The organism is Campylobacter sp. 2018MI01, from assembly GCF_018501205.1.
GTDB lineage: Bacteria > Campylobacterota > Campylobacteria > Campylobacterales > Campylobacteraceae > Campylobacter_E.
The window spans coordinates 1-15,750 of the sequence record NZ_JAHCZE010000038.1 but is presented as its reverse complement, the minus strand read 5'-3'; the positions used below and the strand labels follow the sequence as shown (position 1 = coordinate 15,750).

Here is a 15,750-nt window from a genome sequence, read left to right as displayed (position 1 = left end):
ATATAAAATATAACGAGTGTTGTTTCATTACTATTGTAATTGATCTTTAATTATATCACCTATTGTAATTTTATCATCAGAATTAAATTTTTCTAAATCTTCACGAGTTTTAATTAAATTTAATTTTTTTATACTTAAGCGAATTTTACCATTTCTAGTGAAAATTAAAGCTCCTTCAATTTCATCTCCAATATTAGGCTTAACTTCTCCTAAATCTTCATTTTTAATTAAAGCTTCAACTTTATCATTTACTTTAACGAACACTCCAAAGTCTTTAATATCGCTTACAATACCTTTAATAACATCACCTAATCTATGTTCTTTAGCAAATAATGAACTAGGACTTTCTTCTAAATGTTTAACACTTAAAGAAATTTTTTGGTTTTCACTATCAATTTTTCTAATTTTAACTTTTACTTTATCCCCTACTTTATAAACTTTTTTGCAAGTTTCATTTTCAGTCCAAGATATATCATCATTTAATAATAAACCTTCAATATTGTCAATTTTAACAAAAGCTCCAAAATTTGTAATAGTACTAATCTCGCCTTCAACAATATCTCCTGCTTTAAATTTCTCATTAAAGCCATCAAAAGGTTTTGGAAGTAAATTTTTAAGAGATACTCTTAAACGGCGTTTTTCATAATCTATTTCAATTACTTCAACATCAATTTCTTGACCTTCTTTTAAATAATCTCTTGGATTTTTAACATTTTTATCCCAAGAAATTTCACTTATATGTAAAAATCCTTCAATATCATTTCCTAAATCTACAAAAGCTCCATAATTTTCAATATTAGAAACTACTACTTTTAAAATATCTCCAATTTCTAAGCTATCTTTAATTTCATCCCAAGGGTCACTTAAAGCTGCTTTAATTGATAAAGAAATATGTTTCTTCTCTTCATCATATCCTACAATTTTTACTAAAACTTTATCCCCTTCTTTGTATAAAGTACTAGGATTTACAGGACCTTTATAAGATATTTCGCTATAATGAACCAAGCCATCAACTCCACCAATATCAACAAACATTCCATAGCTTGTAAGTTTTCTAACAACACCTTCTTTAAGTTCTGAATCGTTGATTATATTATTAATTAATTCTTTTTTCTTTTTGCGGTCTTCTTCGTTTGCTTTTCTTTTTGACACAACTATACTTTGTGTTTCTTCATCAATTTTTAATATTTTAACTTTAATTTTTTTATTCATTAAAGTATTAATTTCTTTATGAGAGCATTGTGATTTTGGTAAGAAAAATTCTACTTCATTATTATCTACTGCAACAAAACCACCACGATTTTTTCCTATAATTTTTACTTCAAAAGTATCGTTATTGTCTTCATTATAGTTTTTAATAAATTCAACTACTTTTTCTTTACGAAGTGCTTTTTTGTATGATAATAAACGGCGTCCATTATAACTACCTACAACTGTTACTTTAATAACATCATCAACATTAAATAATAGCTTATCATCTTTTGTGATTTCACTAATGTTTAAAACACCTTCTGATTTATCTTGTATATCAACAAATACTTCGTCGCCTTCAATTTTAATAATTTTTCCATCAATTACTGAAATATTTTCAGGATTTTTTTCGCTTTCAAACTCATCTAACATTGCCGCGAAATCAATGTTTTCTAAATCTTCTAAATTGTTATGAGCTCCATTTAACTTAGCCATTTTGGTCCTTTTGTAATAAAATTAATCAAATTAAGAAATGATTGTGCCCTATTCTATCACTATTTCACTTATGACTATTTAATATTAAGTAAAATTTTCTATTTTTTTAACAACTTTATCAATAATCCATTCAGGTGTGCTAGCTCCTGCACTAATTCCGCATAGATTTTTATCCTTAAACCAATTAAAATCTAATTCATTTTCATTTTCAATTAAATAACTATCTTTGCAATGCTCTTTTGCTATTAAAAATAATTGCTTTGTATTTGAGCTATTTTTACCGCCAACAATTATCATAACATCACTTTTCATTGCAAGAATTTTAATAGCTTCTTGGTTTTTAAATGTTGCATCGCAAATTGTATTAAAAACTCTTACTTCTTTTACTTTTAACATTAAAAAATTAGCTATTTGCATAAATTTTTCTACTTTTTTTGTAGTTTGACTTACTAAAGCTACTTTATTTTTAAACTTAATATCTATCAGTTCTTTTTCATCTAAAACTACATAATTATTAGTAGTAGCATAACTTCTTACGCTTTTTACTTCTGGATGATTGCTATCTCCAAAAATAACAATTTCATACCCTTCGTTGCTCATTTTTTCCACAATTTCTTGTGGCTTTTTAACGAAAGGGCAAGTTGCGTCTATAATTTCTCTACCACTTTCTTTTAATATGTCTAAGTCTTGTTTTGTTATTCCATGCGTTCTTATAATAGCCTTTTTCTCATCATTTAATTCTGTTATATCATTAATAGTCTTTACATTAAAATCGTTCTTTAATCTTGATATTTCATCATTATTGTGAATTAATGGCCCAATAGTGGCTGCATCTTTAGTCTTTTCTGCTTGTTTGATAGCTCTTTTAACTCCAAAACAAAATCCGTAACTTTTAGCTAATTCTATTTTCATATTTTATTGTCTTTCAAATAAAGATAAAATTTCATAAAAATTTGTAAAAGAAGCATCTACACATTCAACATTGTCAATTTCTATTTCATAATCTTTAGCTAGCAAAGAAAAACTCATAGCTATTCTGTGGTCTGCAAAACTTTTTAGCATTACATTATTATTTTTTATACTTTTTCCAACAACCATAAATCCATCTTCAAATTCTTCGTATTCAACACCTAAAATTGAATAATTTTCAAGGACAGCCTTTATTCTATCGCTTTCTTTTACTCTTAATTCTTTTGCATTTTTGACAATAGAATTTCCTTCAGCATATAAAAATGCTATTGATAATGCTGGTATTTCATCAATTAGCCAAGAAATATTTTCACTAACTTCAACAGCCTTTAATTTAGAACTTTTTATAGTAATGGTTCCTATATTTTCATAATCATTTTTCTCTATTTGATATGTTATATTAGCCCCCATTTTTTCAAGAATTTTAAATGCTTCAATTCTAGTTTTATTTAAAAGCATATTTTTTAAAACTAGAGTGGAATTATCACTGATAGCACATAAAACAGCAAAGAAAAATGCAGAAGAAGGGTCATTTGGAACTTCTATTTCATACGATTGTAATTTATCTTGTAATGGTTTTACTTTTATTTTAGAACCATCTGTTTTTATTGGTGCTTTTATCATTTTTAATAAATTTTCTGAATGGTCTCTGCTTAATTCGCTTTCGTATATTTCGCAACCATTACTTAATAATCCAGCTAATATTAATGCAGTTTTTACTTGTGCTGATTTTAGAGTATTTTCAAAAGTAAAATAATCTATTTTTTCTCCCCTAATTGCTAAAGGAGCATAATTTGCCCCTTCTCTACCATCAATTTTAGCCCCTAGTTTATTAAGTATATCGCTTACTCTTTTCATGGGTCTTTTGTTTAAATATTCATCTCCGCTTAAAACAAAAAAACCATCTTGACTAGCTAAAAAACCAATTAAAAGTCTCATTAGTGTCCCAGAATTTCCACAATCTAAAACTACATTAGGAGATTTGATAGCATTAGGCGGTGTTATAACTAATTCATTTTTATCTTCATATATTTTTATTGTAGCACCTAAATTTCTTACAACTTCTAAAGTATGTAGGCAATCTTGTGCGTAAAGATAGTTTTTAACCTTACACTCCCCATTAGTTAATAAAGAAAATAAAGCAGCTCTATGAGAGATAGATTTATCTGCAGCTATATTTTCCAAAACTAAATCAAATTGTTTATTTAATGCTTTTATTTTCATCTTAATTTTAATCCTATTTTATCTAATTCACTAATAATTTCATTCATTTCATTATTTATATCATCATTTTTTAATACTTTTTCATCATCAACAAATGAAAAACTTATACTTAAACTTTCATAATCTTTTAAGCTTTCATCTTGATATAAATCTACTATTTTAAAATCTTTTAAATTCTTAATGTTTAATTTATTTATAGTTGATTTTATAACTGAATAATCATAATTTTTAGGCACTAAAATACTTAAATCTCTAGTTGTTCCTTGGAATTTTGAATAAGCTTTTGCTTGTATAAAATCATACTCTAAAGCATTAAAATCAATTTCGCATAAATAAGTAACCGGTAATTCTAATTCATTTTCTAAATGTAAATCTAATCTTCCAACTACCCCTATTTTTTGATTGTTTTTATAAATATCAGCTCTTTCAAATTCGCTAAATAAATGATAATCACTAGATTTTAATTGGAAATCCTTTAATATTGTTTTTAATTCATTTAAGAATGTGAAAAAATCAACATTTTTAGGTTTTGCATGATTTTTTAAATTTGCATTTTCACTTAAGCCAGAGCTAATTAAAGCAAATTTTTTATTTTCTTGTCCGTTTTCATCAAATACGCTACCAATTTCAAATAATTTTACTGATTTTCTTGAATTATTAAAATTAAAACTAGCTTGTTTTAAAAGTGTGCTAATGATAGAGCTTCTTAGCGTATTCATTTCATTTGTGATTGGGTTTATAATTTCATTTTTGATATATTTTAAATTTAATTTTTCTAAAAATTCTTTGCTATCAAAAACATAGCCAATACTTTCAAAATATCCACACATTAAAGCTCTATTTCTTAATTCAAGAGATTTTTTATATTTTAAATAAGTGTTGTTTGTTCTGTTTAATTCATAAAAATCAAGTGGTTTAGGCTTAATATTATCAATGCCTATCATTCTTACTATTTCTTCACAAATATCAGCAGAATTATTAATATCATGTCTATAAAATGGAACTTTTAAATATAGATTATCTTCAGCAATACTTAATTCAAACCCTAATCTTTTTAAAATTTTCACAACATCATTTTTTTCGCAAGACTGACCTATCATATTTTCAAGCTCGCTAATATTACAATTAATTGATATTTTTTCTTTGCTTGGGGTATTTTGACAAGAACTACCATAAATTTTAATGTTTTTATTAAGTTGTAACAAATTAAATAAATAATCAATTCCTATATTAAGCTCTGGTTCGCTGCCCCTAAAACTTCTATAAATATCTGTATTTTTATAATTTTTATGGGTATTTGCGATTATTTTAGGATTTACATAATTTGCAATTATGATTATTTTTTTACTATCTTTATCTATTTTAAATTCTTCATTTTGTGTAATTCCAGCAATTGCTAATTCTTTATCTTTATACTTAATAACAAATTCTTTGTTTTCTTTAGTTTTTACATCTAAACTTATTTGCTCGCATTCATTACATAATTTGCTTAAATCAACTGCATTAAATAATACCCCGCTTGCATGTGTTGTATAAGATAATAAGTTTTCTATAGCATTATCTTTTAATTCTTCAATACTAGCTAATCTTAATTTAACCTTTAAAGTATTTTCAATATTATTTAATAATTCTATTGCTTTTATATTTAAATTACCATCAATTCCATCACTAAAATGAACATTCAAAATTCTTCTAATGCCTTCTGCATTATCAACATCTTTAAAAGGTTTTTTTTCTTTTAAATTAATATCTAATGCTGCACTTAAATCTCTTGCTATACCATTAATACTTAAGCAATCCCCACGATTAGGAGTTAGCTCAATTTCAATTAATTCATCATTAAATAAAGGATATTCGCATAATTCTTTACCTAAAGTAAGTTCGCCTATACTATTATCTAAAACCATAATGCCATCATTTATTTTAGCAAATCCAAGTTCAGTTGATGAGCATATCATTCCATTGCTCTCAACCCCACGCAATTTAGCTTTTTTAATAGTAATATCACCAATTTGTGCACCTTCTAAACTAACTGCTACAAATTGCCCTGCTTCAACATTCTTAGCTCCACATACGATTTGTAAAACTTCATTACCAACATCTACTTGGCAAATACTTAATTTTTCAGCATCAGGGTGCTTTTCTTTACTCATTACTTTTGCAACTACAACTTTTTTAGGAGCTATAATTGTAGTTACTCCATCAACTTCTAAACCTATGCTATTTAAAGTTTTTACTAATTCATCTGTGCTAATATTTTTTAAGTCTATAAATTCATTTAACCAATTCTTACTAATTATCATTTAAATTGCTCCAATAATCTTAAATCTCCTTCAAATAACGACCTTAAATCAGGTATTTTATGAAGTAGCATTGCAAATCGCTCAACTCCTAAACCAAAAGCATATCCGCTAACATTTTTATAGCCAACATTTTTAAATACATTTGGATGAACCATACCACAACCCATAACTTCAATAAAGCCAGTTTGCTTACAAATTCTACAACCACAACCGCCGCAGAATACACAAGATATATCAACTTCTGCACTAGGCTCTGTAAATGGGAAAAAGCTTGGACGAAATCTAACTTTTACATCTCCGAACATATATCTTAAAAATTCTTCTAAAACATATTTTAAATTAGCAAAAGATATTTTATCCCCATCTTCAACCACAAGCATTTCTATTTGATGAAACATAGGAGTGTGTGTAATATCAAAATCTCTTCTAAATACGGCACCAGGTGCAATCATTCTAATAGGTGGATTTTGTTTTTTCATAGTTCTTATTTGCACCGGACTTGTTTGAGTTCTAAGTAGTAATTTATCTATAAAATAAAAAGTATCTTGCATATCTCTAGCAGGATGTGATTTAGGTAAATTTAAAGCTTCAAAATTATGAAAGTCGTCTTCAATCAACGGACCTTCTTCAAGACTAAAATTTTGTCTTAAAAAATAATCAATTATCTTATCCATTGTGCTCATTACAGGATGAAGAGCACCAGAATTTGAACGCTCATCAAAATAAGCAAAATTGAAAGCATCTTTTTTAGCTTTTGCTTTTATAAATTCATCTTTTAAATATTTTTGCTTTTGAGTAAATTTATCATTAAATTCATCTCTTAATTTATTTAAAATTTCTGCTCTTTGTTTTTTTTCATCACCTTCTAAGTCTTTTAACTTAGCAAATTCACTTGTTAAATAACCTTTTTTACCAAGAATTTGCACCTTTATTTGCTCTAATTCTTCAAGCGAAGAACAATTATCTAAACTAATTAAAATATCTTCCAAGAGTTAGCCTTTTTATTGATTTTTTACAATTTTAGTGTAAATTACATAAATAAACGATTAAGACTATTAAAAAAAGGAAAGAAAATGAGCGATTTAAATGTTTTTGAAAGAATTGTAATAGGCGAACTCCCATCTAGTAAAGTTTTAGAAAATGATGAATTTTTAGCATTTCACGATATAGACCCAAAAGCTCCTGTTCATATATTAATAATTCCTAAAAAAAGATTTGTAAGTTTTCAAGATGTTGATGGTGCTACAATGGCGAAAATGACAGATTTTATTCACGAAGTTGCAAAATTATTAGGACTTGATAAAAGCGGATATAAATTACTTACTAATGTAGGTGCTGATGCAGGACAAGAAGTGTTTCATTTACATTTTCATATGCTAGGTGGATTAAAACTATTTATCCCAAAAGTTGAAGAAAATAAAGAAGCATTATTTTAATTTAAATTCCTAGCATTTAGCTAGGAATGTTTTAATATTCTAAATCAGGTTTGATTGTTTTAGAAGTTGAAGCAGGTAAGCTAGGATATGTAATATCAGGCATTTTACCTGTTAGTGATTTTAAGAATGTAATTATTAATTGTGATTCTTCATCATTTATTTCTATTCCTAATTGGATTTTTCCCATTAATTTAACAGCTTCATCTAATTCCCAAATAGCACCATTATGATAATAAGGTGCGGTTAATTCAATGTTTCTTAATGTAGGAGCTTTAATTAAACCATCGCTATCTCCTTTAAAATCACCTATATTTGCATATTTATATTTATTAGCTACTTCAAATGCTTGTAGTGTCCCACCAAGATTAATACCTGTATGACAAGCAGTGCAACCTTTATCTATAAATAGTTTTAATCCTTGTTTTTCTTCTTTACTTAAAGCTTTTTCATTACCATTTAAAAATTCATCAAATCTTGATGGAGTTATTAAGGTTCTTTCAAAAATACCAATACTTGTAGCAATTAAATCAAAATCAATTTTTTTATCTCCATAAGCTTTTTTAAAATCATTAACATATTCAGGAATTGAAGTAATTTTGCTCACAACTTCACTTGGTATAGCTGCCATTTCTACTGATGATTGGATAGGTCCTTTTGCTTGGTCTTGTAAATGACCTGAACGACCATCCCAAAATTGCGAAGAATTAAATACAGAATTATAAACCGTTGGAGAGTTTAGATGATGTGGATTAGGAGACCATTTATGCCCTGTACTTGCTGGAACTCCATCAGTTCCACCTAAACCTAAATTATGACAGGTATTACAAGATATAATTCCACTTTTTGAAATTCTTGGGTCAAAATATAGTTTTTTACCAAGTTCAACTCTTTCTTTAGTGGTAGGATATTCTACATAATCAGGTGCATATTGTTTAATTAATTCTTCTAATTTGGCTTTATCGCTAGGTATAGCAACCAAACCTGCTTCTTTTGCTTCATCAATTAAACTAGCAGCATTTAAACCTACTAATAAACTTAAAGATAACATAATTTTTTTCATTATTTTCTCCTTTTAATTAAAGTAAAAAGATTATAAAGTTTTTTAGATAATAAAAAATATTATTTATATAAAATTTTATAGTTTTATAATTTATTTTTTGATAAAAAATATTATTTGATATAAAAATATACTTTGTATAAAAACTAAAATACATATTATTTTGAAGAGCTATAAAAGGTTTAGATTACAAATAAAGTAAATATAGAAATAGAATAATTTTAGGTCTTAATGAAAAGACCTAAAACATTAAATTAAGATTTTTTTAGTGCCCTAATTTTTGCACTTAAGCTAAATAGTCTTATAAATCCTGCTGCATCAAATTGATTATAAACTTCATCTTCGCTAAAAGTTGCAAAATCTTTATCATAAAGACTATTAGGAGAGCTTTTACTCATTGCATTGCAATTGCCTTTATATAATTCTATAATTATTTCTCCATTTAAATCTTTGCTAAATTCATTAATCGCAGCACTAATAGCAACTCTTGTAGGGCAAAACCACTTACCATCATACACTAAATAGCTCATTTCAAGTCCTAACATAGCTCTTAATTTTAAGCTATCTCTATCAAGAACGATTTGTTCTAACGCTCTTAAAGCAGTATTTATAATTGTTCCGCCAGGTGTTTCATAACATCCCCTTGATTTCATTCCTACAAGCCTATTTTCTACAATATCAATCCTACCAACTCCGTGTTTTGCCCCTATTTCATTAAGCTTATTTAAAGCTTCATAAGGACTTAGACTAATATCATTTACCTTTGTAACCACACCTTTTTCAATGCTTAATTTTACTAATTCAGCTTCATTAGGAGCGATTTTTGGATTTACACTTAGACAAAAACAATCTTCATTATTAAAAGTCGTTGTATCTTCTAAAACCCCGCCTTCAGTTGAAATATGCCAAGCGTTTGCATCTTTGCTATAGATTTTTTCTTTACTCGCTGTTGTTTTAATATTTTTTAACGCTAAAAAATCAAGCAAATCTTCTCTTGATTTCATATTCCAAATTCTCCAAGGAGCTATAACTTCTAACTTAGGTGCTAGTGCGTTTATAGTATATTCAAATCTTACTTGATCATTTCCTTTTCCTGTAGCTCCATGTGCGATAGCATCAGCATTAATGCTTATTGCATAATCAACTAAAGCCTTAGCAATTACCGGTCTTGCCATTGAAGTGCCTAGTAAATATGTGCCTTCATATAATGCCCCGCTTAAAATTGTAGGATATATATAGTTTTTAACAAAATCTTCTTTTAAATCAACTACCACACAATCTTTTGCTCCTGAATTAAATGCCTTTTGTTTAACATCTACTAATTCATTTTTATCTTGACCCACATCAGCTACTAAAGCATACACCTCACAATCATAATTTTCTTTAAGCCAAGGAATAATTGCTGAAGTATCAAGCCCACCACTATAAGCTAAAACAATTTTTTTCATACTTTCTCCTTAATTATCTAAATCGTATTTTTGTAATAATTTTACATAAGTTCCGTTGTCTTTTAGAATTTTTAAGGCATTATTAAAATCATCTTTTAATTTTGTATTACCTTTAGCAAATGCAAAACTCACTCCATCACCTAAAATTGGTGTTTTAGCAAATACGCTAAGTTCAGGATAAGTATTAATATAGCCTTTAGCCACAGCAGCGTCTAATACAAAACCATCTATTTTTTTATTAACCGTTGCTAAAACAAAAACTATTAATTCAGAATTTAAATATGGTTTTACGCCTTTAATTTTACTAACTTCATCAGCTTGTAAAGTGCCTAATTGAGCTCCTAATTTAGCCCCTTTTGATAAATCTTCTAAAGAATTTATATTAGTATTTTCTTTTAATTTAACATAATAATTTACCCCGTTATAATATGAATTAGAAAAATCAACACTTTTTGCTCTTTGTGGGGTTTCGTTCATTCCAGAAGCTATAACATCAATTTTCCCTGCTTTTAAAGCATTGATTAAACCATCAAATTCAATAGCAACAAATTCAACTTTAATATCTAGTATTTTTGCTATTTCTTCCACTAAATCCATATCAAATCCAACAATTTTACCATCTTTCATATATTCAAATGGTGCATAACCTGGAGATGTTCCTACTTTTAAAATATCTTGAGCAAAAATTTGTGCAACTAGTGCAAAACCTAAAAATAACTTTTTCATAATTAATCCTTTTAATAAAAATAAATAACTAAATTGCTTAGAGCAAAAAACTAAAATAACCTAAATAACAATGATAAAACTAACAATAATAAAAATTAACAATGATAAAATCTGGGAAATTAAAAAATAGTAGTAAGCATCAACGAAGTCTTAAAAATAATTTAGCAACACTCTTTTGCATTTTTTCTCCTTTAAAATAATTTAAATAATAATATCAATATTTTTTGTTAATGATAATAAAAAATTATTTTTTTTGTTAATTTCGTTACGATTTGTAACAAAATTAACAAAATTTGTATTAAAAAATATCACATTTCATATTTTTCTAATAATTTTTCATAAATTCCTTGACTTTTTACAATTTCTAAAGCCTTATTAAAATCATCTCTTAATTTAATATTACCTTTAGCAAATGCAAAGCTAGTGCCACCTTTTTCTTTTAAATCTTTAAATATTTCAATTTCTTTATAGGTATTTAAGTATCCTCTAGCTACTAATTTATCAACTATAACAGCATCTATTTTGCCATTTACTAATGCTAGGATTAGATTTGAAATCTCAGAATTTAAAAATGGTTTTGCCGAAGGAATTTCATTAAGCATTGCAGCTTGAATTGAACCTAATTGCACTCCTACTACTAAATTATTTAAATCTTTAATATCAGTTCTTGATTTTAATCTTAAAAAACAATTTGAACCAGTGTAATAAATATCACTAAACTCAACATTTTTTGCCCTTGCAGGAGTATTGCTAAGTCCTGAAGCTATCACATCAATTTTGCCTAATTTAACAGCACCCATTAAAGCATCAAAATCCATAGGAACAAATTCCACTTTAATATCCAATACTTTAGCTATTTCATTTACTAAATCTATATCAAAGCCAACGATTTTTTCATCTTTTATATATCCAAACGGAGCAAAACCAGGCGACATACCAACTTTAATCAAATCTTGTGCGAAAATTTGCATTACAAATGCTAATAAAATAATAAATTTTTTCATAATTTTTCCTTTAAAAACAATAAAACAAATTTATTTTCAAGCAAATACAATAAAGCTATAAAGCTTAAAATGCTAAAAATAAAAAACTAAAAAAATAAACAATAATAAAAATTTGGGAAATTAAAAAATAAGAGTAAGGGTCAATGGGCTTTAGTTAATAATACAAAAGAATTTAGATTGTTACAATTTAACATTTTATCTCCTTTAAAATTTTTTGCAAAAATATATCATAAAATAGCAAATAATATTAATTATTTATAAAAAATATTATTTGCTTTTAAATTTTATACTTTTTTGAAGAGTTTTAAGAGTTTTAACGTTAATTTTTTTAATATACTAGATTTTTGCGAAGCTAAATATTCAGCAATTTCAGTTCTTCCAAACATTAAAGCAAATGTGTAAGGAGTCATTCCTAAACCATTGTTTTCATCAATATTCGCTCCATTTTCTACTAGCAGTTTTACGATATTTAAATAACCTTTAAAGCAAACTCCAGCTAGTGGAGTTTGACCTTTATCATTTTTCATATCAACACTTGCACCATTGCTAATAAGCATTTGAGCGCATTCGTAAGAGCCGTTATAACAAGCCAACATTAAAAGTGTGTTTCCACGATGGTCTTTAAAATCAACATTAAATCCTGCCTTTATCATGTTAAGGAGAGTGTTGTAATCATTATTTCTTGCAAAATCCAACGCCATTTTACATAATTCATCGTATCTTGCTAATTCGGCACTACTTAATTGCATTTTATTTTCCTAAAGCTTTTCTTACGCCATTTGCATATTCAGGGCTAATTTTTTCAAAATGTGCTAGAGCTTTTGCAATGATTTCATCTTTTACACCATCAAAACTTGCTGCTAGATTTTTATATAGTCTTTCTTTTTCATCAGCAGGTAAGATATTAAATAGATTTCTTGGTTGTGTATAAAAATCATTATCAAGCGGAGCATATCTAGCTGCACTATTACCTATTGCCAAATCAGGCTCAAGATATTTAGCATTTTCACTTGCACCACCTAAAGTATTTGGCTCATAATAAGCACCATTAGCTAAATTATCACCTATACCAAAATTCATAGCACCTGCAACATTATATGTGCTAACTTCATTTCTAGCTCTATTTACAGGTAATTGATGATAGTTTGCACCAATTCTGTATCTTTGTGCGTCAGGATAGCTAAAAATTCTAGCTTGAAGCATTTTATCAGGGCTAAAGCTTATACCTGGAACAATATTACTTGGGCTAAATGCAGCTTGCTCTACTTCATTAAAGTAATTTTGTGGATTGCGATTTAATATCATTTCTCCAACTTCAATTAATGGAACAATGCTATGAGGCCATACTTTTGTTAAATCAAATGGATTAAATCCAAGTTTTTCAACTTCGTTTTCTGCAAGGATTTGAACTTTTACACTCCAAACAGGGAAATTTCCTTTTTCAATATTCTCATATAAATCTCTTTGATGAGATTCTCTATCTTTTGCAATGATTTTTTCTGCTTCTTCATTTGTTAAGCACTTAATTCCTTGTTTGGTTTTAAAGTGAAATTTAACCCAAAATCTTTCATTTTTATCATTAATAAATGAATAAGTATGAGAACCATATCCATTCATATGACGATATGATGCAGGAATTCCTCTATCACTCATAAGAATTGTTACTTGATGTAGTGCTTCAGGAGTTAAAGTCCAAAAATCCCACGCCGCATTATTGCTTCTTAAATGAGTTCTTGGGTCTCTTTTTTGAGTGTGAATAAAATCAGGGAATTTATAAGCATCTCTTAAGAAAAATGTAGGAGTATTATTACCTACTAAATCCCAAATACCTTCTTTTGTGTAAAACTTAATCGCAAAACCACGAACATCTCTTTCAGCATCAGCTGCACCTGCTTCACCTGCAACTGTTGAAAAGCGTAAGAAAAGTGGAGTAACTTCACCCTTAGCAAAAACTTTTGCTTTTGTATATTTGCTAATATCTTGTGTTATTCTTAATTCTCCATAAGCTCCACTTCCTTTTGCATGAACTGCACGCTCTGGAATTCTTTCTCTATTTTGATGAGCAAGTTTTTCAATCAACTGATAATCTTGCATTAAAAGCGGTCCCATTGCACCTGCACTAAGTGAGTTTTGATTTGAACCTATTGGGTTACCAAAATCCGTTGTTAATTGTTTCATTATATCTCCTTTTAAAAATGTGAAGTAATAATAAATAATATAGGATAATAATTGGTAAATAATAAAAATTATTATCTAAAAAATTTTTTAGCTAATAATTTTATTTTTTTCATATGAAATTAGGAGCATCGTTTGAGAATATTATTAAATCCTTTTCTTTAGTTTCATTAGCTAAAGTTTCAATTAATTTTGCTTTATCTTTTAGAATGATTTTTTTAATTTTTAAATTCTCATCATATATTTTAGCATTAGTCTCACTTGTAATAATTGCTAAATCAAAACATTCATTAATTACTTCGCATAGTTTTTTGTTTAACTCTTCACTTGCTTCAATTATCCCTGGACTAACTAAGACTTTTTTGCCTAAATTATAATCTTTAATTATTCTATAACTATCACTCATACCATCATAATTACCATTAAACCCATCATCAATTATAAATTTTGGCTCACGAGAGATGATTTGTAATCTATGTTCTGTAGCTTTTAAATTAGCTATTTCTTTGCTAATTTGCTCGTAATTTAAACCTAAAGCCTTAGCTAGGTAAATACAAGCACATAAATTACTAGCATTAAAACTACCTAATAAATTAGCAAAATACTTTTCATCATTGCATTTAAAACTAAGCCCATCTAAACTAGCTTTTATCTCACTTAAAGCACTATCATAGCTAAAGCTCTCCCCTACACTACTATGAGTGATTGCTAATTCTAATCTAGTGCTTTTTAGGGCTTCTTTTTTAACTTCTTTAGTATTTTCTATATTTTTAAAATATTCTAAATGGGCTGTGCCAATTTGTCCTATTATTACATAATGTGGGCGGACTAATTTTGTGATTTCTTCTATATCGCCCTTTTTTCTAGCACCTGCTTCTATTATTAATAAATTTGTATTTGGGTCTAGGTTTTCATTAATATCTTTAATAAGCCCTAAAAGAGTGTTAATACTACCTTTAGCATAATGAATTTTAAAATAGTTTTGAGTAATACTAGCTAGGTAATGTTTGATACTTGTTTTACCATAACTTGCAGTGATTAATACTACTTTACAATCTTTTAAATTGCTTATTTTATTGTAAGCTTTATCATAAAAACTCTTATTTACAAAATACTCACAAATATACGAAAGTAAAAATGCAAAAATTATAATATCTAAGGTATGTGGGTCAAGTTTGTAATAAAAATGAATTGGGGTAAATACAAAAGCACCTAATAAATTAAATAAAAATAATCTCTTAATCCTAGCTGTAAATACTAAAGGTTTATCAATATTTTTTGCTAAAAAAATTAAAGCTAAAAGATAAATTATAGCCACTCCTAAGGCTAAAAAATGATTAATATCACAAGTAATTACATAGAGTAAAAATGGTGCTATTAGATAATAAAAATGCCAACGCTTTTTAGAAAAATTAAATAAAACTCTTTTAAATTTATAATTATTTAACTGCAATACTAAAGCTAAATAATAAAGCATCAAAAAAGAAAACGCAAAAGAAACTATATAAATCATAAAAATAACCCTTCGTTAAATACATTTAATTCATTAATAAATTTATTTTTATCGCCTTTATATAACATATAAGTATGATTTTTTATTTCAGTGATTTCAAATAAATTTAAATGTTTTTTGATTTCGCTAATGATTAATTCGTTATTTTCAAAAAACACAACTTTAGAGCCTTCGCTCATTTTGACTATTTCATTATTGTCATTTAAAAA

14 protein-coding genes are annotated in these 15,750 nt (G+C 27.2%); 1 reads left to right on the top strand and 13 read right to left on the bottom strand.

Features of this window, described 5'->3' with window-relative positions; genetic code table 11:
• Positions 1 to 30: 30 nt before the first annotated feature.
• The 5 genes from KJQ97_RS06605 to pheS all read right to left on the bottom strand — a co-directional run bounded on the left by KJQ97_RS06605 (position 31) and on the right by pheS (position 7,171).
• Positions 31 to 1,686 (bottom strand): 30S ribosomal protein S1, encoded by a 1,656-nt coding sequence (locus KJQ97_RS06605; RefSeq protein WP_214117518.1) that lies wholly within the window; start codon positions 1,684 to 1,686, stop codon positions 31 to 33.
• An 84-nt stretch (positions 1,687 to 1,770) separates the two neighbouring features.
• Positions 1,771 to 2,598 carry a 4-hydroxy-3-methylbut-2-enyl diphosphate reductase gene (locus KJQ97_RS06600; protein ID WP_214117519.1) on the bottom strand — a complete coding sequence of 276 codons (828 nt, stop codon included), beginning with the start codon at positions 2,596 to 2,598 and terminating at the stop codon, positions 1,771 to 1,773.
• Between the two features lie 3 nt (positions 2,599 to 2,601).
• A complete protein-coding gene (gene aroA, locus KJQ97_RS06595) occupies positions 2,602 to 3,879 on the bottom strand; it encodes a 3-phosphoshikimate 1-carboxyvinyltransferase (RefSeq protein ID WP_214120335.1) in 1,278 nt (425 codons plus the stop codon).
• A complete protein-coding gene (pheT, locus tag KJQ97_RS06590) occupies positions 3,876 to 6,182 on the bottom strand; it encodes a phenylalanine--tRNA ligase subunit beta (RefSeq protein WP_214120334.1) in 2,307 nt (768 codons plus the stop codon). Before pheT ends, aroA begins: the two co-directional genes overlap by 4 nt.
• Entirely contained in the window at positions 6,179 to 7,171 is a 993-nt protein-coding gene (pheS, locus tag KJQ97_RS06585) for a phenylalanine--tRNA ligase subunit alpha (protein WP_214120333.1), read from the bottom strand. Before pheS ends, pheT begins: the two co-directional genes overlap by 4 nt.
• A gap of 84 nt (positions 7,172 to 7,255) precedes the next feature.
• On the opposite strand from pheS, the gene KJQ97_RS06580 reads away from it, so the two are divergent.
• Positions 7,256 to 7,618: a histidine triad nucleotide-binding protein gene (locus KJQ97_RS06580; protein ID WP_214120332.1), complete on the top strand. Its 363-nt coding sequence runs from the start codon at positions 7,256 to 7,258 to the stop codon at positions 7,616 to 7,618.
• A gap of 31 nt (positions 7,619 to 7,649) precedes the next feature.
• On the opposite strand, the gene KJQ97_RS06575 is transcribed toward KJQ97_RS06580, so the two are convergent.
• From KJQ97_RS06575 to KJQ97_RS06540, 8 genes are all read right to left on the bottom strand, one after another.
• Positions 7,650 to 8,678: a cytochrome-c peroxidase gene (locus tag KJQ97_RS06575; protein ID WP_214117524.1), complete on the bottom strand. Its 1,029-nt coding sequence runs from the start codon at positions 8,676 to 8,678 to the stop codon at positions 7,650 to 7,652.
• Positions 8,679 to 8,929: 251 nt separating this feature from the next.
• Positions 8,930 to 10,123, bottom strand: coding sequence for an argininosuccinate synthase (locus tag KJQ97_RS06570; RefSeq protein ID WP_214120331.1), 1,194 nt, complete (start codon positions 10,121 to 10,123; stop codon positions 8,930 to 8,932).
• A gap of 9 nt (positions 10,124 to 10,132) precedes the next feature.
• Entirely contained in the window at positions 10,133 to 10,849 is a 717-nt protein-coding gene (locus tag KJQ97_RS06565) for a transporter substrate-binding domain-containing protein (protein ID WP_214117526.1), read from the bottom strand.
• A gap of 308 nt (positions 10,850 to 11,157) precedes the next feature.
• Positions 11,158 to 11,853 (bottom strand): transporter substrate-binding domain-containing protein, encoded by a 696-nt coding sequence (locus KJQ97_RS06560; RefSeq protein ID WP_214120330.1) that lies wholly within the window; start codon positions 11,851 to 11,853, stop codon positions 11,158 to 11,160.
• 284 nt (positions 11,854 to 12,137) lie between these two features.
• Positions 12,138 to 12,602, bottom strand: coding sequence for an ankyrin repeat domain-containing protein (locus tag KJQ97_RS06555; protein WP_214120329.1), 465 nt, complete (start codon positions 12,600 to 12,602; stop codon positions 12,138 to 12,140).
• A gap of 1 nt (position 12,603) precedes the next feature.
• Positions 12,604 to 14,031: a catalase gene (locus KJQ97_RS06550; protein WP_214120328.1), complete on the bottom strand. Its 1,428-nt coding sequence runs from the start codon at positions 14,029 to 14,031 to the stop codon at positions 12,604 to 12,606.
• Between the two features lie 109 nt (positions 14,032 to 14,140).
• The gene (locus KJQ97_RS06545) at positions 14,141 to 15,541 is read right to left on the bottom strand and encodes a UDP-N-acetylmuramoyl-tripeptide--D-alanyl-D-alanine ligase (protein ID WP_214120327.1); all 1,401 of its coding nucleotides are present in this window, start codon (positions 15,539 to 15,541) and stop codon (positions 14,141 to 14,143) included.
• On the bottom strand, positions 15,538 to 15,750 hold a 213-nt coding region (locus tag KJQ97_RS06540; RefSeq protein WP_214120326.1), incomplete at its 5' end, for a hypothetical protein. The genes KJQ97_RS06540 and KJQ97_RS06545, both read right to left, overlap by 4 nt.

What these genes read in the sequence shown, in the direction of transcription:
- KJQ97_RS06605 (WP_214117518.1), bottom strand. Translation starts at nt 1,686, where the DNA reads ATGGCTAAGTTAAATGGAGCTCATAACAATTTAGAAGATTTAGAAAAC.
- KJQ97_RS06600 (WP_214117519.1), bottom strand. Translation starts at nt 2,598, where the DNA reads ATGAAAATAGAATTAGCTAAAAGTTACGGATTTTGTTTTGGAGTTAAA.
- aroA (WP_214120335.1), bottom strand. Translation starts at nt 3,879, where the DNA reads ATGAAAATAAAAGCATTAAATAAACAATTTGATTTAGTTTTGGAAAAT.
- pheT (WP_214120334.1), bottom strand. Translation starts at nt 6,182, where the DNA reads ATGATAATTAGTAAGAATTGGTTAAATGAATTTATAGACTTAAAAAAT.
- KJQ97_RS06580 (WP_214120332.1), top strand. Translation starts at nt 7,256, where the DNA reads ATGAGCGATTTAAATGTTTTTGAAAGAATTGTAATAGGCGAACTCCCA.
- KJQ97_RS06575 (WP_214117524.1), bottom strand. Translation starts at nt 8,678, where the DNA reads ATGAAAAAAATTATGTTATCTTTAAGTTTATTAGTAGGTTTAAATGCT.
- KJQ97_RS06570 (WP_214120331.1), bottom strand. Translation starts at nt 10,123, where the DNA reads ATGAAAAAAATTGTTTTAGCTTATAGTGGTGGGCTTGATACTTCAGCA.
- KJQ97_RS06565 (WP_214117526.1), bottom strand. Translation starts at nt 10,849, where the DNA reads ATGAAAAAGTTATTTTTAGGTTTTGCACTAGTTGCACAAATTTTTGCT.
- KJQ97_RS06560 (WP_214120330.1), bottom strand. Translation starts at nt 11,853, where the DNA reads ATGAAAAAATTTATTATTTTATTAGCATTTGTAATGCAAATTTTCGCA.
- KJQ97_RS06555 (WP_214120329.1), bottom strand. Translation starts at nt 12,602, where the DNA reads ATGCAATTAAGTAGTGCCGAATTAGCAAGATACGATGAATTATGTAAA.
- KJQ97_RS06550 (WP_214120328.1), bottom strand. Translation starts at nt 14,031, where the DNA reads ATGAAACAATTAACAACGGATTTTGGTAACCCAATAGGTTCAAATCAA.
- KJQ97_RS06545 (WP_214120327.1), bottom strand. Translation starts at nt 15,541, where the DNA reads ATGATTTATATAGTTTCTTTTGCGTTTTCTTTTTTGATGCTTTATTAT.